This window comes from Paenibacillus albiflavus (assembly GCF_004344915.1).
In the GTDB taxonomy this organism is placed as follows: domain Bacteria; phylum Bacillota; class Bacilli; order Paenibacillales; family NBRC-103111; genus Paenibacillus_AM; species Paenibacillus_AM albiflavus.
In genome coordinates this window covers 327,858-354,717 of record NZ_SKFG01000001.1, presented here as the reverse complement: position 1 = coordinate 354,717, position 26,860 = coordinate 327,858, and the positions used below count along the sequence as shown (strand labels likewise).

Genomic DNA, 26,860 nt, shown 5'->3' with positions numbered 1-26,860 from the left:
TATGAAAATCGACGTCCTAATTGAGCATGGAACAGTCATCGACCCTTCAACCGGTCATTCCGGCAAGTATGATGTTGCCATTACCGGAGATCGTATTGTCGGTATTTTGGAGCCAGGAACTGTAGGAGGCGATATTCAACGTCGGGTAAATGCGGAAGGCTGCTTGGTCACTCCTGGTTTGATTGATATTCACGCTCATATTTTCGAGGCTGTTCCTCAAATGGGTGTGAAGCCGGATAATTTTGGGGTAGATCAGGGAGTAACGACGATTGCGGATGCCGGCAGTTCGGGTGAGCAGAACTTCCATGATTTCGTGGAACGTAGCGTTAAACAAAATGCTACGGAGGTTCTAGCATGGCTGAACATCTCCAGTCCCGGACTGGTTGAAGGAAGAAGCGAATTGGCGGATTTAAACAGACTGGTTGTGGAATCCACCTTGGCCCGCATTGCGGAATATCCAGAAACCATCATTGGCATTAAGGCGCGGATGAGTGGCTCGGTTGTGAAGGGAAGCGGTATTTCTCCTCTCGCTGTCGCCAAATCGGTGGCTCGCAGAGCGGAACTTCCGGTCATGGTCCATATTGGCAATGCGCCGCCGAAACTTCAGGATGTCCTGGATTTGATGGAAGAGGGAGATGTCCTAACGCATGCATTTCATGGCAAGCCGGGAGGCATTCTTGATGAACATGGACAGCTGATTCCACAAGCACAGCGGGCATTGGATCGCGGAGTACGGTTCGACGTTGGGCATGGCAGCGCAAGCTTCAGCTTTGCTACGATGAATAGGGCTCGTGAACTAGGCATTACGCCGTATTCGATCAGCACAGATCTGTACTTGGTAAATTGGCTTAACGGTCCTGTTTACAGCTTAACTACGACCATGACCAAATTTTTGGCTTTAGGATATTCAATCGACCAAATTATCGAATGGACTACAGCAGCCCCTGCACGAATTTTGCGCAAATCCGATGACATCGGAACGTTAAAGGTAGGAACCATCGCGGATATTTCGATCCTCAAAATTGTAGATCAACCGGTGGAGCTAATCGATTCGGAGAACGAGAAGCTATCCTATAACAAATTAATTCAAGCACAATACACGATGAAATCTGGAGAATTATACACATGCAAATGATTGAGACCCTACTAAAGGAAATACCGGGAAAGACAACTGTAACGGAGGCTGAGCTGGACGAGCTTCGTCCGCTGCTAGACTTCGTGGCAACATGTGCTAAGGATGCGAGTTTGAAATTATCCGATGATAAAATGTTAGTTATCGGAATTCATCTATTGGCTTTTACGCGCAGGGTGAAGCTTAACGAATATTTGCCTGAGCTCGATGAAAGTATGTTTGAAGAAGTGAGCCCTGAGCTGGTGGAGCTTAGCCGTCGTGTACTTCAAAGCTATTTGGAGACGACGGATCGCACTTTGGACGCCGCGGAGATTTTTTATTTAACTGTTCATTTTGAAGCAGCCAAATTTAATGAAGAGGGGTAATGGGCATGGAAAATAAAGTTATTGTTGTTATTGGTGATCGTTTAGGCAAAGGACAAAATGTTGCAAAAGGTGTGGAAGCGGCGGGAGGCATCGCTATTGTCATTCCAGGCGTAGGCGCGGATATGAAGCTTGGCGACGTCATGCATAAAGAAAATGCCGATTTCGGTATCTCGTTCTGTGGCAGCGGTGGTGCTGGAGCTGTTACGGCGAACACGAAATACAAGTATCCGATGGAGTTTGGGCTACGTTCCGTTGATGCAGGAGTGACGGCAATCAATGCTGGAAAGAAAGTTATCGGTTTTGGATTTATGGATATTGAGGAATTGGGCAGGAGATTGACCGAAGCTTATATTAAAAAAAATAAGGGGTGAGTTCATGTTCCAAGTGATGGAGCGATCGATAACTGTTAGCGGAACGGCGGAAACGAAGAAAGGCGCTTTCCAGAATGCGCTGTCCCAGATGAAGAAGGACATTGCCAAGAATAACCCTGATATTTTACTGCAGATCGAGCCTCAGGATGTGGAAGTACTTACTGCGAAGGTGTCGACATATAGAGAAAAGTTTCTCGGCTTCCTGTTTCCAAGAACGAGAACCCGTTATGAAATTACGATCCGGGTGGATGTGAAAATACGGGCAGTGTCACTAGCCGAAGTTCAATTTGAAGAGCATGCAGAATCATTACCTCCTTTACAGCGCGTTCTTCGCATGAGATGAATGTGATGAAATATAGCAAAATTGTATTGTATACCAAGTTGGGAGGATCCAAATGAATACGCTTACGATTGTATTTGAATCCATTATTATTGGTTTATTGGTAGGATTTGGAGTGGGCGCAGGTGCAGCCCGGATGTTCCACGCACCTAGTGTTCAAGGGATGGGGGCATTCCGGACATTGGGAGAACTAAATGCTTGTGAAGGCGATTCTATCGCGCATTTCTCATTCGGACTTGGCTTCTTGTTCAATGCTTGGGCTTCCGTCGTAGGTGCGGGGGGATTAACGCAGGATGTCGATCATCGGATCATTCCGAACTGGGCGGCTGCAATCCTGCTGGCGAAGAACAAGAACGTAGAAGAAACACTACACAATCCGAAGAAAATGGCAATCGCTGGTGCTATTGTTGGGGCCGTTGTCGTAGGCGTACTGAACTCTACTGCGGCTGCAATACCAGCCTCCTTGCAAGCGATTGCAACGAATGTGCTTGTGCCTGCGGCAAACTGGCTGATTAATCCGATCATGCCTATCGTATTTTGGACTGCGGCGATGGATGCAGGTAAAAGAACGGGCGTATGGGCTACACTTTTAGGCGGCTTGGCACACCTTGTTATGGGCAATGCCGTTCCAGGACTAGTGCTTGGTATTCTGATCGGCAAAGGTGTCGATGATGGTGGATGGAACCGCATTACAAAGACGCTCGTTGTTGCTGTTGTGTTCTTGTTTATTTTCAGCGGATTTTTCCGTGCCTTCGACGTAGCGTTACTGCACAGCTTGAATGTTGAAGTCATCCCAGAGTGGCTGGTTGATCTTCACGCATTTTTTGGATCGGTGGTGAAATAAGATGGAAAATATACAACAATTGAAAAAAGGGTTTTGGTATTCGGAGTGGGCGTTTACGCTATTTGTAGCTTGCCTTGCTTCGGGGATTTTCGCTGGTACGCATTTGTATTACGTTTATCATGTAGGAGCGTTCAACGATATTGCGATTGTGGCTTTACTGGAGGCAGGAATTAAAGGAGGAAGCTATGGGGCTGCTGCCGCGTTCGGAGCGAGCTTTCTGTTCGCCCGCATCTTAGAAGGACCGTTAGTTGGTATATTGGACATCGGAGGCTCGCTTCAAACAGGTATTGGTATCGGCGTCCCGGCTTTAATGCTTGGTGCAGGCTTTACCGCTCCGCTAACCTCGTTTCCGCTTGCATTGCTAACAGGCGCTGTTCTTGGATTTCTAGTTGGTTTAGTCATCATTACGATCCGCAAATTTACGATCAATGCTTCGAATTCCACCTTTGGCGCTGATGTCATGATGGGAGCAGGGAATGCAGCCGGACGTTATTTGGGACCGCTCATCATTATTTCTGCGGTTATGGCATCGATTCCAGTAGGCATAGGAGCTACCGTTGGCTCAGCGATCTTCTACTATTATAAAAAGCCGATTGCAGGTGGAGCCATTATTGGTGCTATGATTCTTGGGGCTATCTTCCCGATTATTACAAAATAAAACCTTTCAACGAAGGAGTAAGACATGAGTATATTCGAACAATACGGGTGCAGAAAAGTCATCAATGCGAGTGGCAAAATGACCGCTCTAGGGGCAAGCGCAGTTGCGCCTGTTGTTGGTGATGCACTAAGTGCTGCCGCTAAAGACTATGTGGATGTTTCCGAATTGTTGGTTGCTGCAGGCAAAGTCATTGCATCGGTAACTGGTGCCGAGGACGGTTGCCCAACGACTGGAGCCGCGGCTGGAACGGCTATTGCCGTCGCCTCGGTGATCGCCGGGACGAATTTGTCCTTGATCGAGAGCATTCCGCATACGAATGGGGTACCTAACGAAATTATTATCCAAAAAGGCCATGCCATTCACTTCGGAGCTTCTATCACGCAAATGATTTCTATCGGCGGCGGTAAAGTCGTTGAGGTAGGACAAGCGAACCATGTGGAGAAAGCGCACATTGCAGAAGCTGTATGCGAGAACACCGCTGCATTGTTTTATGTCAAATCCCATCATGCCGTGCAAAAAGGGATGCAGTCTATTCAAACGATGATCGCGATTGCCAAGGAAAAAGGGATTCCGCTTATTATTGATGCGGCGGCAGAAGAAGATTTACGCAAGTATATCGCGATGGGCGCTGATCTGGTCGTCTATAGCGGAGGCAAGGCTATTGAAGGGCCAACATCGGGAATGATCTGCGGACGCGCTTCGTTGATCGAGGCTTGCAGAGCTCAATATCACGGCGTTGGAAGACCAATGAAGATCGGCAAGGAAGGTATCATTGGCTTCTTGACCGCACTTCAACGATATGATGAGAGGCCAGATGAATCCGAGCAGCAGCTGGAAAGAATGAAATGGCTGATTGAGCAGTTGAAGGATACACCAGGGGTTAGCGGGACGATACTTCAGGATGAAGCCGGCCGTGCTATCTATCGCGCTCAGCTGGCCATTGACTCCAAGGTCACTGGAAAAACCGCTTACGATGTCATTAAAGAGCTTGAAGCCGGCAACCCTGCGGTATATACGCGTAATCATTATGCTAATCTAGGGTTGATCAATATCGATCCGCGACCATTACTAGCGGGTCAGGAAGAAATCATAGTCGCACGGATAAAACAAGTTTTGGCAAAAGGGAACTAATAGACATCAGGATACATGAAGGAGAGGATTTACTGTGAGTAATCCAAGGATTCAATTAAACGTGCTGGCGAAAGACGTTGACAATGCCAAGCAAATTGTAGAAGCCGCACAAGGAAATGTGTATGTTGGACTGATGGTGAAAAACTTCGCTTCCGTAGAGGCAGCTGTAGCAACCGTTCGAGAATTTCAGCAGGCAGACGTTCCAGTATCTGTAGGGTTGGGGGCAGCCGATCCGACCATGTGGAAAAAGGTTGTTCAGGTGGCCGTCCAAACGAAACCGGCTCATGTCAACCAAGTGTTCCCTGCTGCGGGTTACACCTTGGGAGCTTTGCAAAGCGTAGGTAGCGGACATTCAATTGTTAACGCGGTGATAACGCCAAGTGGCACACCAGGTCAAGTCATCATTACGACCGGACCACAAAGCGAATCGTTGAAAGAAACGGTGTCTTGCGATGCCGCGGCTGCGATGCTCGCTGAAATCGGGGTCCATTCGGTCAAGTTTTATCCAATCGGAGGAACCGCTCATCTAGATGAGGTGGCTGCAATGGTCAAGGCTGCAGCGAAGCATCAGATCAAAATTTTCGAGCCTACCGGCGGCATTGATATCCATACGATCGGTCAAATTATTGAAGTATGCGCCGAGAACGGGGCGGAGCAAATTATCCCGCATTTGTACACGTCGATTATCGACAAGAATACGGGTTTGACGCGGATCGAAGATGTGAAGGAATTAGCTCGTTTGTGCAAATAAAACAATAATGTAGTGAAAAAAGAGATTAACGGTTTTTACCGTTAGTCTCTTTTTTGTGCTCCATGCAGAGTCCGAGGAAGAAATCCCTTGTCTTATCCTACTGATATAGGTATCAAAAAGCTGTAATTTAGATTGTTTCCTTAATTCATTATATGTCAATTAGCACCCTGCCTAGGACTGAGGTTGTCCTAGACTTTAGCCTAAGTGGAATTCTATGCTTCGGACGGTGTTTCAGGTTGGTCTGTTCCATGTAAGATTCTTGTAGGAAAAATAAACCATTGTACATATAGAGGAGAAAAGGAGCAGAAATTCATGAATTTGTTAACGAAGTTTTCCCTACGCAACATTGCGGCAGTCATAATAATTATGGCAATGCTTGTACTTGGAGGAGGGTACTCAGCAACCAAGCTTAAGGTTGAAAGCATGCCGGACATAACCTTTCCGTTTATGTTAGTTACGATTGGTTATAACGCTTCTCCAAGCGATATATTGGAGCAAGTTACGAAGCCAGTTGAACAATCGCTTAGCGGTATTAAGGGCATCAAGAACCTGCAATCAAGTTCAGGTAATAATGTGTCGCAAATCGCGATCTTATTAGAATCAGGTGTTAAAGTGGATGAGTTCAAGCAGTTGGCCGACAATGCCATTGCGAATGCTCATCTACCATCGAGTGTAGATAAACCGCATTTTCTAACACAAGGCTTTGCTTCTTTTCCTGTTTACTACATGGCTGTTCATGGAAAAGAGGGACTCAGTGCGGATGAAATCAATCGAATATTCAGTGAAAAATTAAAACCTGGTTTGATGTCGCTTACAGGGCTGGATCATATTGAAACGATCGGCGACCATGAAGCTGCTGTAACGATTGAACTGAAAGCCGATGCACTTCAAGCGAATGGTTTCAATCCTGCTCAGGTTACGGGTTATATGAAAGCGGCATTAGCGTCTAGTCCAGTTGGCGCAATCGAAGCGGACGGGAAGGCGCAAATGGTTCGTGTCAATGGCGATCTGGATTCAATCAGCAAGCTGGAGCAAATGAAACTGGCTACCCCCAAAGGTCTAATTGCGCTAAAAGATCTGGGCAATGTTAAAACGATCAACGAATCGAAATCCATTTCTAGAATTAATGGTCAGAACGCAATTAGCATCAATATTTATAAAAGTAAAGAAGCAAACCAGGTGAAATTTGCTTCAGATATCGAGAATTTGATTGAAGGCTGGAACAAATCACAATCGGAGCTGGTCGTTTCGACAGTTTATAATGAATCGAAGGAAATCAAATCCTCGCTGGAAGGTATGATCAAGGAAGGCTTGCTTGGGGCATTGCTGGCTTCAGCTATGATTCTCATTTTCCTTCGCAATTTCAGAATGACATTAATCGTTCTTGTGTCGATTCCGTTATCGATTCTAACCAGCATGCTGTTCATGTCAGCGCTTGGTATTTCCCTTAATATTATGACTTTAGGTGGACTCGCCATATCGATCGGTCGGGTCGTCGACGATAGTATCGTAGTTATTGAGAATATTTACAGTCATCTGCAAAAGGCGCAGGAACGTAATGAATCTGTTATCAAGCTTGCTACGAAGCAGGTTGCAGGAGCAATTACTTCATCTACGCTTACAACAGTCGGCGTGTTTGTTCCGATTGCCTTTGTCAGCGGGATTGTAGGGGAAGTATTCGTACCTTTTGCCATCACCCTTGTAAGTGCGCTGTTAGCTTCTCTTATTGTAGCGCTTACGGTAATTCCAGTACTTGCTAAGATTATGGTGATGAATAGCAAATCGATCAAGACACATAGTGGAGAACCAGGAAGAATAACGAGAGCGTACAAGAAGACACTAGTTTGGACGCTCAAGCATTGGGTCGTAACGCTTGGCATCGCGCTAATATTCTTCGTAGGATCGATTTTCCTTGCAGGCAAGCTGTCGTCAGAATTAATGCCTGCCAGCAACTCCGATCAATATGTTGTTTTTGATGTCGTTGGACCTGAACATCATACGCTTGATATGACGAATTCAGAGATCGAGAAGATCGAACAATTGTTGAATGACTCCACTACGTCTACAGGCGACAAACAGTTCGAAATTGTACAATCGATTATCGGTTACAGTTCTTCTGCAGGTACTCTCTCGAATCGTGGATATTTGCTTACACAGCTCCATGCTGGAAGTGATGCAAAGCAAGTAATGAAGGATTATAAGGAGAAAATTGAAAATATCGTTTCCAAGGATTCGACTATTTATAGCTCCGTTATTAGTATAGCCCCTAGCTCCAATGGTGGAAATACGTTCACCTACAATGTAAAAGGTGATGATTTAGTCAAGCTTCAAGAAGCGGCAACGATGATCAAGCAATCGATGGCTAAGTTCCCAGAGCTATCCGATATTAAAGACAGCTTGATTGCGGGCAACAAAGAAGTGGAAGTAAATGTGGATCAACAAAAGGCGATGGAACATGGGTTAACGAATCTTCAGATCATGGAAGCTGTCAATGGCTGGATCGGTTCGCATTCCATCGGTCAAATTAAGCTGGATGAGAAAAATTATCAGGCAACTGTGGAGTTGACTAAAGAAGATAAGCAATCCGTTGATCAGTTGAAACATATGGTTGTTAATACACCATTTGGACAACAAGTGAAGCTTAGTGATGTAGCAAATGTAAGGTTAACAGATGGAGTTACCATGATTGAACGTGAAATGATGGAGCAGGTTCTCGTTGTTACGGCTACGATTAACGACCCTGATAAGCAATCCGTAAGCAATAAAGTTATTACCGATCTTAAGCAGCTTACACTTCCAAGCGGTGTTAGTACAGAGATTAAGGGAGTCTCCGCAAACTTAGAAGAGAGCTTCCAGGATATGTTTGTAGCTATGGGTGCGGCTGTATTCATCGTGTATTTAGTGATGGTTATCGCATTCCGTAATGCTAGCGCACCATTTGCAATCCTGTTCTCACTTCCTCTTGCAGCAATTGGTGGTATTCTCGGTCTATACATTACAAATGAATCTGTTAATATTACCTCCTTAATTGGATTCTTAATGCTAATTGGTATTGTAGTAACGAATGCGATTGTCCTAATCGATCGTGTTCAGCAATTGCGTGAACAAGGTTATTCGGTTCGGGAAGCGCTGGTTGAGGGCGGTATGTCAAGGTTGCGTCCGATTATTATGACAGCCGTAGCTACGATCATGACGCTTATGCCTCTTGCAGTCGGGTTGTCTAACGGTGCTCTAATCTCCAAAGGATTATCTGTTGTTGTTATCGGTGGATTGGTTGTATCCACACTATTAACACTGGTTATCGTACCTATCGTGTATGAGCGCAATGAAGTGATTAAAGCTTTCTTCGCTAGAGTTTTTTTGAAGAAAACCAATGCATCGAAAGGGACTATCGAAACTAGAATTGCGGAACAGAAAATCTAATGTAAAATCAACTTGCATCGATTGGAAGATTATGCTAAGATAACTTCAAATATTACGTTATGCATGCGGAAGCACCGCTGAAACGCAGATTCATCTGCTTTCAGCGCGTGCTTTTTTTTGTTGTACGCATTCGTCCTAAAGGACGATGAAATCGTTTCTTCTTGGGAGGTCAATATGAAGGAGCATCTGTTTGTTTGGATCGATGAGGATATGGAGTATGTGGGTGGGGTGATGGCATTTGTGCAGCAATCGTCCTATAAAGACTTGATTGATCTTAAGATTTTTACAACAGCATCGAACGCAGAGAATTTCTTGGCTAGAACGAGTAAGATACCGCTGATTATTGGGACGGAACAAGCTATTCAAGCGATGACTTTATCAGATAAAGGGTATCCTTCAGTCGTTTTGCATACACAGGCTATTGAGGCTAACAATCACAAAGGTACTTATCCTTATCATCTACATAAATATCAGGCATTGACACGCTTATTTGCTGAATTATGTCAAATCGACTTATCTCACAAGCAAGTACTAGGACTTGTTGATGAGCGAAAAGCTAGAAGAACGAAAGTAATTGGTGTCTGTTCCGCCATTGGACATTGTGGCAAATCTACGGTAGCGCTCAATATTGTTAGAAGCTTATCTATGAAGCAATATCGCGTACTCTATGTATCATTAGAGAGCATTGGATCTGCTGAAATCGTGCTTCAGGCAGGTGCTGATAATAATTCCAGCAGTGAGATGCTGTCACAGCTGATGTATTTGCTCAAAATCGATCGGAGCCGATTCACATCCAAGCTGTCGTCTGTAATCAAACGCGATCCTGCTACAGGAATTGATTACATCAGTACGATCAATCAGGTTCGAGAAATGGAAGAGATGTCGAAATCAGAAGTAAAGCTCTTCTTGGACGGGGCGATACATAACGATCAGTACGATTGGCTTGTTATCGATATGGAGAGTTCCGCTCATCCACGAATTGTGACAGCACTTGAATATTGTGATGATGTTGTTTGGTTGATTCAGGATGATGCGATCTGTCTTCACAAAACGAATCTTTTTATTCGAACAATGCCTGCTCTAAATCGACTGCATTATGTCGTGAATAAATATACAGGGAGATTGGCGCTTGATGCAGGTACATATGGATGTGAGCCATCATTCTTTTTACCCTACATTCCGGAATGGAAGAATAATGCGAATCCGAATGTGTTGATAACACATCGAATTTATCAAGAGGCGATCAGCTTTCTCATCAGAGCATTGGAGAAGCAAGTATCAACTAAAGGGAGATTAGGCTGATGAAAACAGAAGATATTGCCTTGCTTAAACGTAAAGTAGCCGAAAGACTTGATCTATCCTGCCCGATAGCAGATGAGCAATTGCAGGCAGTGATTGAGCAAGTTGTATTTGAGAATACGGCTGGATTCGGATTAACAGCGAATGAACTTTACCAGTGTGTGATGAGGCTGTTTCATAGCTTTCGTGGGCTTGATGTGCTGCAGCCACTCGTTGATGATCCAACGATCACTGAAATAATGGTGAATGGACATCAAGAGCTGTTCATAGAGCGTGCTGGACGTGTAATACGTGTAGAAGATACGTTCGAAAGTAAAGAAAGACTAGAGGATATTATTCAAAGTATCGTTGCCAAGGTGAATCGGACGGTTAATGAATCTTCGCCTATCGTAGATGCCAGGTTGCCAGATGGATCGCGTGTGAATGTGGTTTTACCACCGATTGCACTCAAGGGACCGACAATGACTATTCGTAAGTTTCCGGAGAATCCATTGACGATTCAGGATCTTGTATCGATTGGTGCTTTGTCCCGAGAAGCAGCGACATTGCTTCAAATTTTTGTGAAATCCAAATACAACATTTTTATTGGCGGTGGTACGGGATCAGGGAAGACAACATTTCTTAACGCATTGTCGCAGTGGATTCCGAGTGATGAGCGAATCATTACAATTGAAGACTCGGCTGAATTGCAGATTCGAACAGTTCCGAATTTGGTCTCTTTGGAAACCCGTAATGCGAATACCGAAGGCAAAGGGGAAATATCGATTCGTGATCTCATTCGAACTTCGCTTCGCATGCGACCTAATCGGGTAATTGTCGGGGAGGTTCGAGGAGCAGAATGCTTAGAGATGCTACAAGCAATGAATACCGGCCATGATGGATCCTTGTCCACTGGGCATGCAAACTCATCGAAGGATATGCTGAGCAGATTAGAGACGATGGTGTTGAGTGCTGCTCCGCTTCCTCTAACGGTTATCAGGCAACAAATTAGCTCAGCGATCGATATATTGATCCATTTAAGTCGAATTCGAGATTCAACACGCAAAGTTACGGAGATAAGCGAAGTTGTCGGTGTGAATAATGGTGAGATCGAACTGAATCCACTTTTCACCTTCGTTGAACATGGCGAGGAGCAGGATGGCAAAGTGAAAGGAGAGCTTATCTATACGGGGAATCCGCTTAACCATACGCTAAAGCTCCAAATGGCGGGAAGTTCACTACCAGATTGGATGATGGAAAGGAGTGCTTGACCAGTTGAGGATTGGCATAAAGTCCGAACAACTCAGAAACAAATTAATCGAATACGATCTGTATGATCTATCTATTCGTGAAAGGTTGATCGTTATCCTTATCGGAGGGTTTGTGACAGGGCTGGTTGGTTTTATTTTCTATAAAAATCTATTTCTTGCCCTTCTGTTTGGGCTAACAGGACTATTATTCCCCAGAATATGGAGATCGAGTGTTATCAAAAGACGTAAGGATAAGCTGCTAATTCAGTTCAGACAAGCGCTATATTGCTTATCTTCTTCCCTTACGGCAGGCAAGTCGATTGAGAATGCATTTCGAGATGCATTAGTTGATTTGAAGCTGTTATTTATTGAGCCTTCTAATCTCATCGTTCAGGAATTTACGATTATCGTACAGCGTTTGGATAATGGGGAGCAGATTGAGAGGGCGGTAACGGATTTTTCGAGTCGAGCGAATATTGACGATTTAACTAATTTTACGGATGTGCTCGTAACGTGTAAACGAACAGGTGGCAACTTGATCGAAGTGATGCGAAGAACGACGAGCATATTGACCGAGAAAATCGAGATTCAAACGGATATTGCCGTTATGCTTGCGCAGAAGAAGTTTGAGTCACGCATTATGACACTAGCACCAATCTGTATCGTTGCCATTCTAAGCTTTACTTCTGCAGACTATATGCAGCCGTTATTTCAAGGTGTTGGAAGAATAATTATGACCATCAGCTTAGTTGTGCTTGGTTTATGTTTCTGGCTAACACAACGAATGATGAGAATCGTGGTGTAGAGCGATGATTCTATTAAAGATTCTGCTAGCTGTTGAGGTTGGATTGTGTTTCCTATTCATGCTGTTAAGTCTTAGGTTAAGGAAAGAATTGAATATTGGGAATGAGCTTCCTTATAAATATAAACTGAAGTTCCTCGCCCCAGTGTCTCTGTATGTGTTGAATGTTTTTCAAATCATGCGTCGGATTGATTTTTATACGATCAAAGTTCATCAGAAAGTGATCACCATCTATGGCAATAAGCATGCGAGAGAAATAACACAATGGTTTATAGCTGAAACTTTGACCTTGATTACCTTATGTGTAGTTGGAGGTACATTATTTACCGTTCTTGCTGATGATCCGACCATATTTGGATTTGGTCTATTTATCGCTATTCTGATTCCAGTACTTGTGCTTAGACAGCTCAGCAACGAAGTTGAGCAGCGCAAGCGAAGCATCATTCGGGAGCTTCCTGAGGTACTTAATAAAATCATTCTGCTCGTGAATGCGGGAGAAACTGTGCAAGGAGCATTAATTCGAACGATTAATCAAGGAAATAACACAGAAGAAACGCCTCTTTTTAAAGAAATGAAGCTTACGATTCAAGAATTGCAGATGAATATTTCATTTGCCAAGGCACTAGAGAATATGAGTCGAAGATGTGCATCACAAGAAGTAACCATGTTTACAACAACTTTACTCCTAAATTACAAGAGAGGCGGTGATGAGCTCGTTCTATCTCTACGCACATTATCTAAAGAATTATGGGACAGGCGCAAGGCAGTTAGCAGAACAGCAGGGGAGGAAGCAGCTTCCAAGCTTGTAATTCCGATGGTCGTCATTTTTCTAGTTGTTTTAATTATTGTAGGTGCCCCAGCTTTGATGATGATGTGATTCTACTAAACTATTGGAGGATGAATAATGAACTTGAATCTTAAACAACAGTTAACCGCATTGTGGAAGGAAGAAGATGGGTTAGGCACACTCGAGATTCTACTGATTGTAGCTGTACTTGTCGCGATTGCCATTATTTTTAGAAAATGGATCGGTGCATGGTTTACAAAATTAATTGGAGATGCGGAAACAAATCTCGACGGTAATAATTCTGTCCCAGTATGTGATCCTAAAATTACAGGCTGCAAATGATAAGACGTACTGGCACTCGTTTCTGGCGAGATACCGAAGGCAGCTTTACGCTTGAATCAACGGTGTTGTTTCCATTCATTATGATCTGTACCGTAATTTTACTATTTACGGCAGTGTACACGTATCAGGTGGCAAGTATGCACAGCAAATCAAGCATAGTTGCGGAGCGGGCGGCGTTCGTATGGGACAATTCGTACAAAGATCCTGCAACGGGTCGATTCTCTCCTAGTTCACATGACGGATTATATCGACGAATAACCAGTGATTTGCTAAGTGCGGGACTTGGGTTATTCGGTTCCACTAGCAGCTCGCAGCTTACACTTCCCGTGCAAGGAGTTCCTTCTGATAGCAATCTCATTCAAAAAAAATTAGCCAAATCAGCCATGCAGATTCCGAGCAATCTGCATGGCGAAATTAAATATGCCAGCTATGGCATCCTCAGCAAGGTTCAGGTTCAGCTTGATGTTCCTTTTAGCATGCCATTCAGAGGCTCGATGCTGGCTATGGGGAAGCATGAATCGTACGTTACAGATCCGATCGAGTTCATTCGCATGATTGATCTGACACGTACGTATATGGGTGAAGTGAAAGATCGGATCAAACCGAAGGATGCAGGAGAGCTGTTTAAGGAGCCTGCTAATACGGAGCAAGGGACGACGATAACATTCAAGTCAGAAGCCCAGGCCTCAGATTATATTCGTAAGCTTGTCAGTGGTCAAAGAACGGAGATGGTAACACCATCAGGTCCAAGGCGTGTTATTGATGCACTTGATGCTAACGGTATCGCTCATCAAGCTTATTATACGACCAACTCTCAGTTAGAAACGGTTCAATTACCGAAGGATATTGAGCTTTTGCAAGCAGGGATGGTGAAGGGTGTCGTCTGGCATTTCTTTAAAGGAGGTAAAAATTTACCTTCCGAAAGGCTTCAAAAAAAATTGGATGAAGCAGGTATTATTGTCGTAATTCATGAGTAGTAGAAAGGGGCGGCAGCTTGTTGCGTAGGTTTCGTTCCGCTAAAGGAGCAGTTTCGGTCTATTTGATCATTATCATCGTACCGATTTTTCTTTTCACCACCGTATTTATTGATTTTGCACGGGTCAAGGCTTCTGAACTGGAAACCGAACAAGCACTTCGAGCTGGTATCCGTTCAGTTATGTCTGCTTACCATCCTGAATTGCAGCAATGGGGATTATTTGGTTTAGGGAAAGATTCGGAGGAAGCCAAGGAAATATTCAATCAGGTATTAATTGAGAATCTGAAGACAGCGACTGGAACCGATATCTTCAATTACCTGGATACCGAGCTTGTAACAGACTCAGCTAAGTTAACGCCGATGTACATGCTAAGTAATCATACCGTATTTGAACGTCAAGTGTTGGAAGAAATGAAGTATCGCGCGCCAATTGAGTTTGCTTTAGAAATTACGGACAAGCTTCAGCAGCCTGCCACAACAGCAATATTCCAAAGTGGGACGAAGTTTTCTAGCAATGCAAGCAGCTTGGAGAAATTGATCGATAAGCGAGAAGATGCGCTGGACGACGCATGGTCAAGGAGCGAAGATTTCAAAGTTCAGATCGAAGAATCGTATAACTCGATGAACGAGAAAATGAATCATTTGAAGGATCTTATTAGCAAGATCGGTTCAGAAACAGAAGCTTCATTGCTGATTCAGCTTGCCAGCTTGCAAAGTGAACTCAACAGCTTGAAATCTGGAGACAAAGACGAAAGCGAAGAAGCCCAAAAAGATAGAAAAGAGGAGAAGGCAAGGTTAGAGCAAGAGATAGCCAGAGTCAAACAAATTCTAGATTGGATCGCAGAATATTATCGGATTGTGGCGCAGATGAAGGTCGAAGCCGAAATGAGGTATCGTTTGCTGCTAAGCATACAGAAGGATGTGGATGATTACATTCAAAAGGCGAAGAAGTATAACGACGAAATTGTGGTTGAGTTAGAACGACTTCGGGAAGAGTCAGGAAGTTCGGACTTGCCTGAAGTAAATGATGTCTTTAATCATGTCAAAATTCGTGACCAAGCCTATTTAAGCGGATTTCAGTCTGGACTTGCATCCGTGACATCTTTATTTGCAGGATTCCGCAATCAGATTTCAGCTGTTGAAATGCATTTGAATGCTAATTTTGATCCATTAATTGAAGCGAATGATGCTTATCTAAGTCAGAATCAGAGCTTTTATAGTCAGCAGTCGGTTTTGGAAACGCAGCGACAGCAGGAGAACGATAATATCAAAGGGCAGAAGAAGGAACGCCGTAATGCAATTAAGAGCATTCTTGCGCAAGCGAAGAAAACGTTGATGAGCAGTTGCACAGTAGGTAACGAAGAAGCTAACAAGAACGTATATACCAAGCTTGAAGGGGATGGGAAGAACAAACAAACGGGTTTGTACAATAAGTACCTTGCTTTGAATCAAATAGATGCTGCTGGCGATTTGGCAACTTCTTATGACTTTGACGATGCGGATAGATCTACTTCGAGCGCCATGGGATTGCTTGATGCCTTAACTGACATGCTGATTAGTGCGAGGGATAAACTTTATTTAAATGAGTATGCGCTTACTAAATATAATTATCGGACATTAGGTCTAGAGCAGAAGCCGAACGGGGAGATCAAGCAAGAACGGACGTTGAACGATCCAAGCGGCCATACCTTATACAATCAGGAAGCGGAATACTTGATCTACGGATTTTCCTCATGTGAAGCTAATCTAACATCTGCATACGGAGAAATGTTCGCGATTCGATTTGCGATCCGTACCATTGAAGAATTAATGGATCCTAAGAATGAAATGCTTAACATCGGTTCTCCGCTTCTCGTGCTATTAGTTGCTGCAGCCGAAGGCGCAGTCAAAGCCTATTCCGATATGGATGATTTAATCAAGGGTAAAGCAGTACCGATTTCCTCGAAAATTAAGAGCTCACTTTTATCATTTACGTATAAAGATTATTTGCGTCTTTTCTTGTTCATCCATTCAAATGATAAGAAGCTCATGTCCAGAATGCAATCATTAATAGAACTAAACACGGGAATAGACCTCGCCAATGTATCCACTTACATGGAAGGATCAGCAACAACTTCGACCTCGTTATGGTTCACTTCTGGCTTATTGAAGATTCTTCAATTAACGGGTAGCTCGCAATGTACAGTTAGTGGAAATCGCTGTGAAATGACCAAATCATTTGCGATTACGTATTGATTTAATGAAGATCAGGAAGGAGGACTGACATTATGCTGAATCATCGAAGAATGGATGCGGTAATAAAGGTGTTCAAGCCTCCTTCATTCGTGCGTGAAGTGAGGGGTGGAATTACGCTTGAAGCGGCGATTATAACGCCGATGTTTATTGCATTCGTGCTTGTACTTATTCTATTCGTTCGTTTAGCTGTAACTGAAATTGCGCTCAAATCTGCTGCTGCTGAGACAACCAAGCTGGTATCCGCACATCTATATCCAGTTGAGCTATTAGTAAATGAAGCGATAAGTAAGTACAACGGGAGTAAAATTGGAGAAGGTATTAATTCGGCGATTGAACGAGTTGAAGAGGCGCAAGGTAAGCTCGAACAAGTAGAGGAATTCGTTGATGATTATGCTGCGTGGATCCCAGCACCATTTATTAACCTGATTGCATGGGAGAAGGAAATGCGAGAATCAGCAGTTAACCAAACGCAGGAAGAGATTGAACACCTAAATGAGACGGTTCTACAGCCTAAACTAAATCAAGTTGTCACACCAATCGTTTACATGTTTGCAGATCAGTCTGTTCTAGAAAAGGATCGAATGCAGGTAACGAGAGTGAATTGGCCAAGTTTAACTGATCGAGATCATGCCTATCTCGGAATCGAAGTGTCTTATCGGTTTCCGATCCGCATTCCTTTTCTCAACACAGAGCTCATATTGAAGAAGAAAGCTTATGAACGTGTATGGCTCGGAGCCTAAAAACTAAACAAACATACCTATAGGAGGCACAAACCACTTGATCGTAAATGTGATGCTAGGTGCTTATATTATTTATGCAAGCGTTACGGATATTCGTAAATCTCTTATTCCAAATTATTTGACTGTGAATGCTTGTTTAGCAGGATTAATGCTGCACACTTATTTGAATGGTTGGGATGGTTTATACCAATCTTTCATCGGATTGCTTATCGGATTTGGTTTGATGCTTCCTTTATATTTAGTGAGAGCAGTTGGCGCAGGCGATGTTAAGCTTTTTGCAGGTATTGGTGCATTAACAGGGTCTTCCTTTGTCATTAATTCTATGATTTATTCTCTGCTTTGCGCTGGTTTGATTGGAATTGCGATACTGATCTGGCGTAAAGAATTACATCATCGTATAGCGGCAATTTTTGTAAAAATATGGATGTTTATTTGGGTGCGTGAATTAAACGCAATAAGAACGATGCACCAAGGCAAGAATGTAACCTTTCCTTTTATGATTGCAGTAGTTCCAGGCATTGTATTTACCTATTTTGATAAGTGGATATAGCGAAAGGAGTGAAGATCATGAGCGAGGAAATAGCTGGTTTGCAAGTACGATATATTGATCGCGGAGGACATTATATGGTAATAGATCAAGGGATAAGCCGTGAACAGCTAAATGAGTTGCAAACTCAGATGCTGACGGCTAGCACGATTCCTGGTGTATTGCCGCTGCGAATAGATGAGATTGATCTCCAAATACAGCTCTTGTATGACATCAGCACCTATAAAATGCTGCATTATGCTTTGCAAATCAGGAGGTTAACAGATAAGAATGCGGTAGAACTCATTACGAGAATGACAGATATACTAAGTAATTCAGTCAATTATTTACTACAAGAGGGGAAGTATGTCATTCATGATCGAATGATTTATGTCGGAGAAAATTGGGGAGACGTGAGTTTAGCCTATGTACCCATTCACCATGCAGCGATACCGTCTTTGCAGAATCAATTTAAGAAACTGTTAGCTACTCTTGCACAGTATTTACATAATCATCATGAGCCAAGTGAAGCGGTAAAGGCTCTACAGCGTTATTGTGATCGTTCTGCATGGACACTTGCTGGATTTAAAGAGGAGGTTGCCGGCTTTCAGCCAGCGCCTGACTGGTTCTATCAATCTAATGAAAACAAAAAAGCTAATGAGAGCAAAAATAAGCAAGAAATACAAGCAGATTCAAGTCCAATACTCACTACTCAAACTCAAGCTCCAGCTCCAGAAATCCAGCCGAAGATCGAGTATTCACAGCCTGTGCCTCCTAGGTCGACAGTTGATTCCGAGGATTATGCTAAGGATGAGTCTGTCCTTGCTAAACAGCTCGTACATGATCACGTTGAACAGCTGCGGGAAGAGAGCAATTGGAAGGGAACCTGGTGGGATGAAGTCGAAGAGGAGTCACCTAAGAAGTCTTTAATGAACATTAATCTAAGTCAAAAAACAGCAAAGATGATCATTTATGTGCTTCTTGCCGTTACAGTCGTTCTAGGAGCTCAAACGGCAATGGAACCAACAGATTTATGGTTATACCCAAGTTCAGGTATGCTAGTGCTATTATTAATCAGCTTATTTGTATTAAAAGATTGCCTGCTTTCGAACAAAGAGAAAACAGAAAGAGAGCAATCCATTCCTCCATCTCGGATGAACACTTTTATTCCACACGAACCTAATGATCTGCCGAATCATACCGAACCTAAGAATTTAGATTCCTATTATGATCAGCTGGGCAATAGGACCACGCTCTTGTCATCAAGTCATCCAATGGCTACGACGCTGCTGGATGCCAAATCGAAGGCAGAGTTTGCTCAAGGAATCGTTAGAGTGAATCCCGCCCCAATTGAGCCAACCCTTGAAGTATCAACGAATGGCAGACTGGAGATTAAGCGAATTCATCAAACGCCATATTTAATTGGTCGAGATGAAACTGGTGCGAATTTGATTATTCAAACTCAGGGTGTCTCACGTATTCATGCTGAAGTAAGTGAAGGATTAAATGGATATGTGATTCGAGACCTAGACTCCAAGAATGGTACAACCCTAAACGAGCAGACACTTGTACCTTATGAAAGCTACCTGTTATCTGATGGTGATGTAATCGGCATCGTATCTTCCAAAATGATTTTCAGAAAATAAATTTCCACTAACACGTCACAAATGGTATAATGAGATGTCACCGATTTTGGTGACGTTATTTTTGTGCTGCACCATAATTTATATAAAAAATCTTTTTGTTTTCTAAAGGAATTGGAGGAATTTACCGATGTTGACTCATGTAGTGTTTTTTAAATTAAAGGATCGTTCACCAGAAGCAGTGAAGGTTACGCATGATGTACTTGCAAATATGGATGGGAAAATTCCTCAATTGCTTCACATCGAAGTAGGTACAGATGTTTTGCATACAGAGCGTTCCTATGACCTTGCTTTGATTACAAAGTTTAATTCATTAGAAGACATGCAAGCCTATCAAGTGCATCCAGTTCATGTTGAAGTTGGCAAACATATTAAATCCGTGGTTGAAGGATCAGTAGCTGTTGATTTTGAAAGCTAGTCTTGCCGATAAAATGAATGAAGCTATTGATCAGAAGGAAATGTGCTCGTCCTATTTTGGACTGTGAGGCCGTTTCCTTTTGTCAGTGATATAGAACTATCATGTATTTTGAGAGAAGGGGCGCTATTGATATGAAAAATGTCTTTGATCAAACGTATGTGCTTGAATTATTGGAGAAATTGCTCAATACACCAAGTCCAACAGGGTTTACACATGATATTATCGAAATACTGAGAGAAGAAACTGCCAAGCTGGGCTATGCTTTCGAAACGACAAATAAAGGCTGCGGACTGATTACGGTCCAAGGCGCAAGTAATGCTCGGGTGATAGGAATATCGGGTCATGTGGATACACTAGGTGCTATGGTACGTTCAGTTAAAGATAACGGTCGTATCAAGTTAACCTCTGTTGGTGGTTATATGATGGGTTCGATTGAGAATGAATATTGCAAGGTTCATACTCGTAGCGGCCGTGTATTCGATGGTACGATTATGACCAACAAGCCATCCGTACACGTATTCCCAGATGCTCGTGATCTTAAACGTGAGGAATCTGTCATGGAAGTTCGACTCGATGAGCCGGTATTCTCCAAGAAAGATGTTGAGGAGCTTGGCATCCGCACAGGTGACTTCATTTCTTTCAATCCTAGAGCTGAGATTAAGCAGAATGGGTATATCAAATCACGACATCTTGACGATAAAGCTAGTGTAGCAGCTATTTTTGGGTTGCTTGAGTGGTTGAAGCGGGAACAGATTACTCCTGTTTATACACTTAAAATTCTAATCACGACTTATGAAGAGGTTGGACATGGTCTAAGCTATCTACCAAGCGAAGTAACGGAGCTTATCGCAGTTGACATGGGTGCGGCAGGCGATGACTTAGCTGGAACGGAGCAGGATGTGTCTATCTGTGCGAAGGATTCTTCAGGTCCTTACGATTATGCGATGACTAGTAAGCTGATTAAATTAGCCGAGCAGGAAAGCATTCCTTACGTAATAGATATCTACCCTCAATATGGTTCCGATGCTTCAGCAGCGCTAAGAGGCGGCAACGATATTCGCGGTGCGCTCATTGGTCCAGTCGTGCAGGCGTCACATGCGATGGAACGTACGCATATTATGGCTATTCTGGGAACAGCAGGTTTACTTGCAGCTTATATTATGGATAAGGAATAAGCCCAATAACAAAATTAAAGGATGGTTTCTAATTAAATGATAACTGTAACAGACATAACGTTAAGGTATGGTAAAAGAGCATTATTTGAAGACGTGAATATTAAGTTCACACCTGGGAACTGCTACGGACTAATCGGTGCTAATGGCGCGGGTAAATCTACATTTCTTAAAATTCTTTCTGGTGATGTTGAACCTTCCAAAGGTAATGTAAGCATTCCGCCCAGAGAGCGTTTAGCAGTTCTTAAGCAGAACCATTATGAATATGACGAATATCCTGTTCTTGAGACGGTCATCATGGGACATGCGCGTCTTTATGAGATCATGAAAGAAAAGGATGCCATTTACGCAAAACCTGATTTTAATGAAGATGATGGTATGAAAGCGGCGGAGCTTGAAGGTGAGTTCGCTGAGCTAGATGGATGGCAGGCTGAAGCGGATGCTGCGGAATTGTTAATCGGTCTAGGTATTAAACGCGAAATGCATGATTTGAAAATGGCTGAGTTAAGCGGTAATGAAAAGGTTCGTGTACTTCTTGCGCAAGCCTTGTTCGGTTCGCCGAATATCTTGCTGCTCGATGAGCCGACGAACCATTTGGACATTGAGTCCATTAACTGGCTGGAGAATTTCTTAGCGAAATTCGAAGGTACAGTTATCGTTGTATCCCATGACCGTCACTTCTTGAACCAAGTGTGTACGCATATTGCAGATATTGATTTTGGCAAAATTCAAATGTATGTGGGCAACTACGATTTCTGGTATCAATCTTCACAACTCGCATTGAAATTAATGCGTGAGTCCAATAAGAAGGTTGAAGAAAAGCGCAAAGAGCTTGAACAGTTTATCGCTCGTTTCTCAGCTAACGCATCGAAATCAAAGCAAGCAACTTCACGTAAAAAGCAATTAGAGAAGCTAACGCTTGATGATATTAAGCCGTCAACTCGTAAATATCCATTTATTAACTTTAAGCCTGAGAGAGAAGCAGGTAAGCAGTTGCTTCAGGCGGAAGGACTAACTGCCAATGTGGATGGCGTAGATATTTTCAAAGATCTGAATTTCACCCTTAATAAAGGGGATAAGATCGCATTCGTAGGTCCAGATGGCAATGCTAAATCGACTTTATTCAAAGTTCTAATGGGTGAGCTTGAAGCGAGTGCGGGAACTTACACTTGGGGTGTCACAACGACACAAGCTTATTTCCCTAAGGATTCAACCGATTATTTTGATATGGAGTTGAACCTTGTTGACTGGCTGCGTCAATACTCGAAGGATCAGGATGAATCGTTTATCCGTGGATTCCTGGGCCGCATGCTGTTCTCTGGGGAAGAAGCGCTTAAGAAAGCGAACGTTCTATCCGGGGGAGAGAAAGTCCGTTGTATGTTGTCTAAAGTCATGCTGAGTGGATCGAATGTATTGCTTCTTGATGAGCCAACGAACCACTTGGATCTTGAATCCATCACAGCACTCAATAACGGACTTGTCGATTTTGATGGTACGTTGTTATTCGTATCGCATGACCATGAGTTTATTCAAACCATCGCTAACCGTATTATGGAGATTACGCCAAATGGTCTAATCGATCGTATGATGACTTATGATGAGTACCTTGCAAGCGAAGAAATTAAAGCTTTACGTGAGCAAATGTACACGATTTAATACTCCTTAAGATACATTCTTCATGGAGGGATTAACATGTTTGATCCAGTGATTTTCGATAATCTTAAGGTTGTATTGGAAGGCGCTGTTTACGATTTAGATATGAGCGGAAATTTATGTATCATTTCTCGCAGTGACGTAATTGATTTATCGTCTGTTTCGAGAAACTACTCCATTGGATTTCGAGCCCATGCTAGTGCTTCACCAAGTGCTGAGATCGTATTAACAGCTACATTGACAGACCTTGCAGCAGAATTGTTGAACGGTGAAACACAAGAAGCTGGTTGTCTCATTGAGATTAAGTTCTATACTTCATCTCTTAACCCGCAGGCTCTGTGTGCTATGATCCAAAAAGAATTCACAGTACAGTGGGAAGGCAGACCGCTACTTCGCCAAACTGTATCCTACGTTTACGAGGAAAACGATCCAAGAAGCGATATTACCGTGATCTTGATGTTCGGGCGTAAGCTGAATGAGCAGAATGCTGAGGATTTGCCTAGGCTTGTGGAGTATACGCTTCAAAGTTTGCAATGGCTGTCTGAGCATAACTAGGAGGGATAAGGATGCAGGAGTTGAGCAGGCAGGATCTAGGCCAGAAGTTAACTAACAGCTCATCTTCCTTCGCCTTGTTTCTATATACACCAATATGTGGGACATGTAGTGTAACGAAGAAGATGTTGTCGATCGTTGAAGTAATGGAGCCAGATCTACCTTTATTCCAAAGCGATCTGAATTATATGCTTGAATTAAGTATTGAATGGCAAATTCAAAGTGTGCCTTGCATCGCTATTATCGAGCAGGGACAAGTGAAGGAACGAATTTACCGAATGGAATCTGTGGAGAACTTATTGAATAAGCTTCGTCCGCTCAATAAACGTACAGAACTTCAATAGTTCTTGTACGTTTTTTTTCTTGATTCTTATCGATTTTTGATGCAAACAATGCTGTTAATTCAAGCTCTGTATCTGTTATGATGAGGGTATCAAACATATGGGTAGGTGAAAATATTGAAGCTCGAGAACAACTTATCCCAAACTTTGAATACTAGCTTAACGATTACACCACGGTTTGTTCAAGCAATTCATATTTTACAAATGCCTTCAGTCGATTTAACGGAATATCTACAGGAGCAGTGTGCAGAGAACCCGCTTATCGAGGTCGTGTATGATTCAGATTTGGAGCTGCGGCGTAAGAAAGTATCCTATCAGCTAGAGGAGTATGATGAAACAGATTGGATGCATGGCTATGAAGAAACATTAGAAGATATGCTAATCAGCCAACTGCGCGTATTAGGTCTAACGGGAAGTAGGTATCGTGCAGCGGCATATTTAGCAGGGAATTTGAATGAGCATGGGTACTTATCTGTAGGTCTAGAAGAAGCTTCTATTCATTTAGATCAACCGATTGAGGTTGTAAAGCAAGCCTTATTGGATATTCAATCCTTGGAGCCAGCTGGTATTGGGGCGAGAGATTTACAGGAGTGCTTATTAATTCAACTTAACAGAATGGATGGAATAAACTCTTCTGCCTATGCAATCATAAGCAGCTTCATACATGAACTGGCAAGCAGCAAATTTAAGCGAATCGCAGATAGTTTACAAATCACCGTTGATGAGGTGAAGCAAGTTCTTGGCTTGATTAGACAACTCAATCCACGTCCTGGTTTAGCATATAATCATTCAATACCCAAGTATGTAGTACCTGATGCATTCATCGAACGCAGCGTTAACGGCTATACGGTTATTTTGAACGAGAGAAGTTATCCACAAATTAATGTTAGACCCTATCACAAAGATTTGGCCTATTTGAAACAAGATAAGGAAGCAAGGACATTCTTGCGTGAATACGCTTACTCCGCTAAGTGGCTTGCACGCAGCTTGGAGCAAAGACGGACAACGCTTTTGCGTGTGATAGAAAGCATTGTTGAAGAACAGCATGCCTTCTTGGATAATGGCATTCACAGTTTAAAACCAATGAATATGAAAGCGATTTCAAATCGATTGCAATTGCATGAATCGACAATTAGCAGAGCGATTGCTCATAAATATGTGCAGACACCTCGGGGCTTATTTGAGTTAAAATCTTTTTTTACCAATGGACTCGTGACGAATGATGGGGCAGTAACCTCATCTGAAAGTATTAAGGCTCTTATACGCAAATTGATTGCGAATGAAGATCAGTCTAAGCCTTATTCTGATCAGCAAATAACCGATATTTTAGTCAAAGAAGGGATGCAAATATCGAGACGAACGGTTATGAAGTATCGAGAAGAGCTTCATATTGTATCCTCTAGACTTCGAGCGACTGGCAGACCAGATTAACTCAATCGCATGAAGGATCGTAAACTTGACGATCTGTTTCAAGAAGATTACCATTAGTTTAAACATTCTTGATGATGAATTGGACGTACTAGAGGAGGTATATGAATGGTTCAAGCAGGCGATCAGGTTATTGCTGTTTATAATACGGGGGAATATATAGGGGAAGTAGTTGAAATTACGCCTTCCAATCGATATGCGGTCAAGGTTCTTGCAGTGATTAAACATCCCGATCAGGGGGATTTGCATCATCCCATGAAAGGCGACGCGAAGCGATTCTTTCAACGGAGGGCGCATGCATTCGGTGAAATCACGTTGGTTGAAGCATCAAGTCTAAAACCTTATCGTGGCGAAGTACCCGATTATAAGGCATCACTATTACATGCCCTTAATAAAGAGATGAATCGTGTTCAGCTGATTGAACTATGGGCACAGCGCTCACTTGGTGAACTGCAAGGGTTAGCAAGTGATTATGGCTTCGCAGTGGAACAGGTAGAGACTAGATATAGGAAATAGCCTTGCCAAATAAAAGCAGGGCTTTCTTTTTGGGGATCTAAGGAGGAGTAAGATGATGGCCGTATCATGGACGAAACAAGACAAGGTTGCTGCTGATCAGCTGCAAGAGCGTCTGACAACAATTAAGGAGTTAGCTGCTCCTGAATATGAAAGTTATGAAATTATAAAAGATTCAGAGACCGGGGAGCATTATCTCCACTATGCTTATATGCATAAGGATGTTGCTGCGGGAGGTACAGAGGAACAGTTTCATTACCTGATGCCATTAGAGAATGACGATGTGCTTGGCATCATGTTCAGTGAACAACCTTATACTTATCCTGACCATTGGCATAATCGGTTTCTAAGGAACGGTCCGATTGGATCCTATATCTGGTTTGACCCGGGTGAAGTTATCGAGGAGCTCGATCCTGAGATTGTGGAAATGATGACCAAATTGCAGGAACTGAAGGCTTCAAAACAGACAGATGAAGAATCCATTCGTAAAATTCTTGGCGAGTAGTTTTTTTATATCAGTTTGATATAAAAGGTAGTTACTGTGTTGTTTGACGAAGTAACTGCCTTTTTGTCTTCGATTAAAAATTGAAATATTAAGTTTCGTAGGAGTGTGTGAACATGCAGTCAAACAAGGTTCGATCCAAGTATGATGAAGAATTTCTGGCCCTCATCCGTAATAACCGTGAAATAATGCGCGACCTGGAGCGAATTCGCGAGCTGAAAATGCCTGAAAGCTATATCGCAGCCGGATACATTCGCAATTATATTTGGGATCATATCCATGGTTATGTTAATCGCACTCCGCTTAATGATATCGATGTCATCTATTACGATCCTGAACAATTGGATGAAGTGAATGATCTTCAATATGAGCAAATGCTAATCGAACAAACAGGTAATCCGATATGGTCAGTCAAGAACCAAGCCAGAATGCATATCGGTTATGGTATAGAGCCTTATACGGGAATTGAGAATGCAATAAGTCGTTGGCCTGAGAATGTAACAGGAATTGCGATTCGATTGGAAGAGGATGATCGGATTACCTACTTATGTCCACATGGATTAGATGATATATTTGAATGTAGGGTTAGACAGAGCCCTTTCTTTCATGATCGAGCAAAATATGAAAACCGGGTTTCTACTAAAAATTGGATTGAAATCTGGCCTAAATTACAAATTGAATAGGTGG

General features: G+C 42.8%; 28 protein-coding genes. All 28 read left to right on the top strand.

Annotated elements, in window-relative coordinates; all coding sequences use genetic code 11:
- Nucleotide 1: 1 nt before the first annotated feature.
- The 28 genes from E0485_RS01740 to E0485_RS01605 all read left to right on the top strand — a co-directional run bounded on the left by E0485_RS01740 (nucleotide 2) and on the right by E0485_RS01605 (nucleotide 26,856).
- Nucleotides 2-1,135, top strand: a complete 1,134-nt coding sequence (locus E0485_RS01740; protein WP_132415918.1) for an amidohydrolase/deacetylase family metallohydrolase — start codon at nucleotides 2-4, stop codon at nucleotides 1,133-1,135.
- Complete coding sequence (locus E0485_RS01735; protein WP_132415916.1) at nucleotides 1,126-1,497, top strand: PRD domain-containing protein; 372 nt, start codon at nucleotides 1,126-1,128, stop codon at nucleotides 1,495-1,497. Before E0485_RS01740 ends, E0485_RS01735 begins: the two co-directional genes overlap by 10 nt.
- Nucleotides 1,498-1,502: 5 nt before the next feature.
- Nucleotides 1,503-1,868 carry an SFCGS family glycine-rich protein gene (locus E0485_RS01730; RefSeq protein WP_132415914.1) on the top strand — a complete coding sequence of 122 codons (366 nt, stop codon included), beginning with the start codon at nucleotides 1,503-1,505 and terminating at the stop codon, nucleotides 1,866-1,868.
- Between the two features lie 4 nt (nucleotides 1,869-1,872).
- A complete protein-coding gene (locus E0485_RS01725) occupies nucleotides 1,873-2,211 on the top strand; it encodes a DUF4312 family protein (protein WP_132415912.1) in 339 nt (112 codons plus the stop codon).
- A gap of 52 nt (nucleotides 2,212-2,263) precedes the next feature.
- Nucleotides 2,264-3,052: a DUF4311 domain-containing protein gene (locus E0485_RS01720; protein WP_132415910.1), complete on the top strand. Its 789-nt coding sequence runs from the start codon at nucleotides 2,264-2,266 to the stop codon at nucleotides 3,050-3,052.
- 1 nt (nucleotide 3,053) lies between these two features.
- Nucleotides 3,054-3,710 carry a DUF4310 family protein gene (locus E0485_RS01715; protein WP_132415908.1) on the top strand — a complete coding sequence of 219 codons (657 nt, stop codon included), beginning with the start codon at nucleotides 3,054-3,056 and terminating at the stop codon, nucleotides 3,708-3,710.
- Between the two features lie 24 nt (nucleotides 3,711-3,734).
- Nucleotides 3,735-4,841: a DgaE family pyridoxal phosphate-dependent ammonia lyase gene (locus E0485_RS01710; RefSeq protein WP_132415906.1), complete on the top strand. Its 1,107-nt coding sequence runs from the start codon at nucleotides 3,735-3,737 to the stop codon at nucleotides 4,839-4,841.
- A 34-nt stretch (nucleotides 4,842-4,875) separates the two neighbouring features.
- Nucleotides 4,876-5,592, top strand: a complete 717-nt coding sequence (locus E0485_RS01705) for a KDGP aldolase (protein WP_132415904.1) — start codon at nucleotides 4,876-4,878, stop codon at nucleotides 5,590-5,592.
- 312 nt (nucleotides 5,593-5,904) lie between these two features.
- The gene (locus E0485_RS01700; protein ID WP_132415902.1) at nucleotides 5,905-9,015 is read left to right on the top strand and encodes an efflux RND transporter permease subunit; all 3,111 of its coding nucleotides are present in this window, start codon (nucleotides 5,905-5,907) and stop codon (nucleotides 9,013-9,015) included.
- Between the two features lie 174 nt (nucleotides 9,016-9,189).
- The gene (locus tag E0485_RS01695; RefSeq protein WP_132415900.1) at nucleotides 9,190-10,317 is read left to right on the top strand and encodes an AAA family ATPase; all 1,128 of its coding nucleotides are present in this window, start codon (nucleotides 9,190-9,192) and stop codon (nucleotides 10,315-10,317) included.
- Nucleotides 10,317-11,564 carry a CpaF family protein gene (locus E0485_RS01690; protein ID WP_132415898.1) on the top strand — a complete coding sequence of 416 codons (1,248 nt, stop codon included), beginning with the start codon at nucleotides 10,317-10,319 and terminating at the stop codon, nucleotides 11,562-11,564. Before E0485_RS01695 ends, E0485_RS01690 begins: the two co-directional genes overlap by 1 nt.
- 4 nt (nucleotides 11,565-11,568) lie before the next feature.
- Nucleotides 11,569-12,348, top strand: a complete 780-nt coding sequence (locus tag E0485_RS01685) for a type II secretion system F family protein (RefSeq protein WP_165921045.1) — start codon at nucleotides 11,569-11,571, stop codon at nucleotides 12,346-12,348.
- 4 nt (nucleotides 12,349-12,352) lie between these two features.
- Nucleotides 12,353-13,222 carry a type II secretion system F family protein gene (locus tag E0485_RS01680; protein WP_132415894.1) on the top strand — a complete coding sequence of 290 codons (870 nt, stop codon included), beginning with the start codon at nucleotides 12,353-12,355 and terminating at the stop codon, nucleotides 13,220-13,222.
- 27 nt (nucleotides 13,223-13,249) lie between these two features.
- Complete coding sequence (locus tag E0485_RS01675; RefSeq protein ID WP_132415892.1) at nucleotides 13,250-13,474, top strand: Flp1 family type IVb pilin; 225 nt, start codon at nucleotides 13,250-13,252, stop codon at nucleotides 13,472-13,474.
- A complete protein-coding gene (locus tag E0485_RS01670) occupies nucleotides 13,471-14,451 on the top strand; it encodes a TadE/TadG family type IV pilus assembly protein (protein ID WP_132415890.1) in 981 nt (326 codons plus the stop codon). Before E0485_RS01675 ends, E0485_RS01670 begins: the two co-directional genes overlap by 4 nt.
- 20 nt (nucleotides 14,452-14,471) lie before the next feature.
- Nucleotides 14,472-16,685: a hypothetical protein gene (locus tag E0485_RS01665; protein WP_165921044.1), complete on the top strand. Its 2,214-nt coding sequence runs from the start codon at nucleotides 14,472-14,474 to the stop codon at nucleotides 16,683-16,685.
- 32 nt (nucleotides 16,686-16,717) lie between these two features.
- The gene (locus tag E0485_RS01660; protein ID WP_132415886.1) at nucleotides 16,718-17,425 is read left to right on the top strand and encodes a TadE/TadG family type IV pilus assembly protein; all 708 of its coding nucleotides are present in this window, start codon (nucleotides 16,718-16,720) and stop codon (nucleotides 17,423-17,425) included.
- Nucleotides 17,426-17,462: 37 nt separating this feature from the next.
- Nucleotides 17,463-17,975 carry an A24 family peptidase gene (locus E0485_RS01655; protein WP_132415884.1) on the top strand — a complete coding sequence of 171 codons (513 nt, stop codon included), beginning with the start codon at nucleotides 17,463-17,465 and terminating at the stop codon, nucleotides 17,973-17,975.
- 17 nt (nucleotides 17,976-17,992) lie between these two features.
- Nucleotides 17,993-19,597, top strand: a complete 1,605-nt coding sequence (locus E0485_RS01650) for a DUF6382 domain-containing protein (RefSeq protein ID WP_132415882.1) — start codon at nucleotides 17,993-17,995, stop codon at nucleotides 19,595-19,597.
- A 127-nt stretch (nucleotides 19,598-19,724) separates the two neighbouring features.
- Nucleotides 19,725-20,012 (top strand): Dabb family protein, encoded by a 288-nt coding sequence (locus E0485_RS01645; RefSeq protein WP_132415880.1) that lies wholly within the window; start codon nucleotides 19,725-19,727, stop codon nucleotides 20,010-20,012.
- 131 nt (nucleotides 20,013-20,143) lie between these two features.
- The gene (locus E0485_RS01640) at nucleotides 20,144-21,187 is read left to right on the top strand and encodes a M42 family metallopeptidase (RefSeq protein ID WP_132415878.1); all 1,044 of its coding nucleotides are present in this window, start codon (nucleotides 20,144-20,146) and stop codon (nucleotides 21,185-21,187) included.
- Nucleotides 21,188-21,223: 36 nt separating this feature from the next.
- Nucleotides 21,224-22,840 carry an ABC-F family ATP-binding cassette domain-containing protein gene (locus tag E0485_RS01635; RefSeq protein WP_132415876.1) on the top strand — a complete coding sequence of 539 codons (1,617 nt, stop codon included), beginning with the start codon at nucleotides 21,224-21,226 and terminating at the stop codon, nucleotides 22,838-22,840.
- Nucleotides 22,841-22,876: 36 nt separating this feature from the next.
- Nucleotides 22,877-23,392: a hypothetical protein gene (locus E0485_RS01630; protein ID WP_132415874.1), complete on the top strand. Its 516-nt coding sequence runs from the start codon at nucleotides 22,877-22,879 to the stop codon at nucleotides 23,390-23,392.
- An 11-nt stretch (nucleotides 23,393-23,403) separates the two neighbouring features.
- A complete protein-coding gene (locus tag E0485_RS01625) occupies nucleotides 23,404-23,733 on the top strand; it encodes a thioredoxin family protein (protein WP_132415872.1) in 330 nt (109 codons plus the stop codon).
- Between the two features lie 114 nt (nucleotides 23,734-23,847).
- Nucleotides 23,848-25,161 carry an RNA polymerase factor sigma-54 gene (gene rpoN, locus E0485_RS01620; RefSeq protein ID WP_165921043.1) on the top strand — a complete coding sequence of 438 codons (1,314 nt, stop codon included), beginning with the start codon at nucleotides 23,848-23,850 and terminating at the stop codon, nucleotides 25,159-25,161.
- 105 nt (nucleotides 25,162-25,266) lie between these two features.
- Nucleotides 25,267-25,674 (top strand): sporulation phosphorelay system protein KapB, encoded by a 408-nt coding sequence (gene kapB / locus E0485_RS01615; protein ID WP_132415868.1) that lies wholly within the window; start codon nucleotides 25,267-25,269, stop codon nucleotides 25,672-25,674.
- Between the two features lie 52 nt (nucleotides 25,675-25,726).
- Nucleotides 25,727-26,176, top strand: coding sequence for a hypothetical protein (locus E0485_RS01610; protein WP_132415866.1), 450 nt, complete (start codon nucleotides 25,727-25,729; stop codon nucleotides 26,174-26,176).
- 113 nt (nucleotides 26,177-26,289) lie between these two features.
- On the top strand, nucleotides 26,290-26,856 hold the full coding sequence (locus E0485_RS01605; RefSeq protein ID WP_132415864.1) for a nucleotidyltransferase family protein: 567 nt from the start codon (nucleotides 26,290-26,292) through the stop codon (nucleotides 26,854-26,856).
- The last annotated feature ends 4 nt before the right edge of the window (nucleotides 26,857-26,860 follow it).

Coding starts and splice junctions, on each gene's coding strand:
- E0485_RS01740 (WP_132415918.1), top strand. CDS start 2: ATGAAAATCGACGTCCTAATTGAGCATGGAACAGTCATCGACCCTTCA.
- E0485_RS01735 (WP_132415916.1), top strand. CDS start 1,126: ATGCAAATGATTGAGACCCTACTAAAGGAAATACCGGGAAAGACAACT.
- E0485_RS01730 (WP_132415914.1), top strand. CDS start 1,503: ATGGAAAATAAAGTTATTGTTGTTATTGGTGATCGTTTAGGCAAAGGA.
- E0485_RS01725 (WP_132415912.1), top strand. CDS start 1,873: ATGTTCCAAGTGATGGAGCGATCGATAACTGTTAGCGGAACGGCGGAA.
- E0485_RS01720 (WP_132415910.1), top strand. CDS start 2,264: ATGAATACGCTTACGATTGTATTTGAATCCATTATTATTGGTTTATTG.
- E0485_RS01715 (WP_132415908.1), top strand. CDS start 3,054: ATGGAAAATATACAACAATTGAAAAAAGGGTTTTGGTATTCGGAGTGG.
- E0485_RS01710 (WP_132415906.1), top strand. CDS start 3,735: ATGAGTATATTCGAACAATACGGGTGCAGAAAAGTCATCAATGCGAGT.
- E0485_RS01700 (WP_132415902.1), top strand. CDS start 5,905: ATGAATTTGTTAACGAAGTTTTCCCTACGCAACATTGCGGCAGTCATA.
- E0485_RS01695 (WP_132415900.1), top strand. CDS start 9,190: ATGAAGGAGCATCTGTTTGTTTGGATCGATGAGGATATGGAGTATGTG.
- E0485_RS01690 (WP_132415898.1), top strand. CDS start 10,317: ATGAAAACAGAAGATATTGCCTTGCTTAAACGTAAAGTAGCCGAAAGA.
- E0485_RS01680 (WP_132415894.1), top strand. CDS start 12,353: ATGATTCTATTAAAGATTCTGCTAGCTGTTGAGGTTGGATTGTGTTTC.
- E0485_RS01675 (WP_132415892.1), top strand. CDS start 13,250: ATGAACTTGAATCTTAAACAACAGTTAACCGCATTGTGGAAGGAAGAA.
- E0485_RS01670 (WP_132415890.1), top strand. CDS start 13,471: ATGATAAGACGTACTGGCACTCGTTTCTGGCGAGATACCGAAGGCAGC.
- E0485_RS01660 (WP_132415886.1), top strand. CDS start 16,718: ATGCTGAATCATCGAAGAATGGATGCGGTAATAAAGGTGTTCAAGCCT.
- E0485_RS01650 (WP_132415882.1), top strand. CDS start 17,993: ATGAGCGAGGAAATAGCTGGTTTGCAAGTACGATATATTGATCGCGGA.
- E0485_RS01645 (WP_132415880.1), top strand. CDS start 19,725: ATGTTGACTCATGTAGTGTTTTTTAAATTAAAGGATCGTTCACCAGAA.
- E0485_RS01640 (WP_132415878.1), top strand. CDS start 20,144: ATGAAAAATGTCTTTGATCAAACGTATGTGCTTGAATTATTGGAGAAA.
- E0485_RS01635 (WP_132415876.1), top strand. CDS start 21,224: ATGATAACTGTAACAGACATAACGTTAAGGTATGGTAAAAGAGCATTA.
- E0485_RS01630 (WP_132415874.1), top strand. CDS start 22,877: ATGTTTGATCCAGTGATTTTCGATAATCTTAAGGTTGTATTGGAAGGC.
- E0485_RS01625 (WP_132415872.1), top strand. CDS start 23,404: ATGCAGGAGTTGAGCAGGCAGGATCTAGGCCAGAAGTTAACTAACAGC.
- kapB (WP_132415868.1), top strand. CDS start 25,267: ATGGTTCAAGCAGGCGATCAGGTTATTGCTGTTTATAATACGGGGGAA.
- E0485_RS01610 (WP_132415866.1), top strand. CDS start 25,727: ATGATGGCCGTATCATGGACGAAACAAGACAAGGTTGCTGCTGATCAG.
- E0485_RS01605 (WP_132415864.1), top strand. CDS start 26,290: ATGCAGTCAAACAAGGTTCGATCCAAGTATGATGAAGAATTTCTGGCC.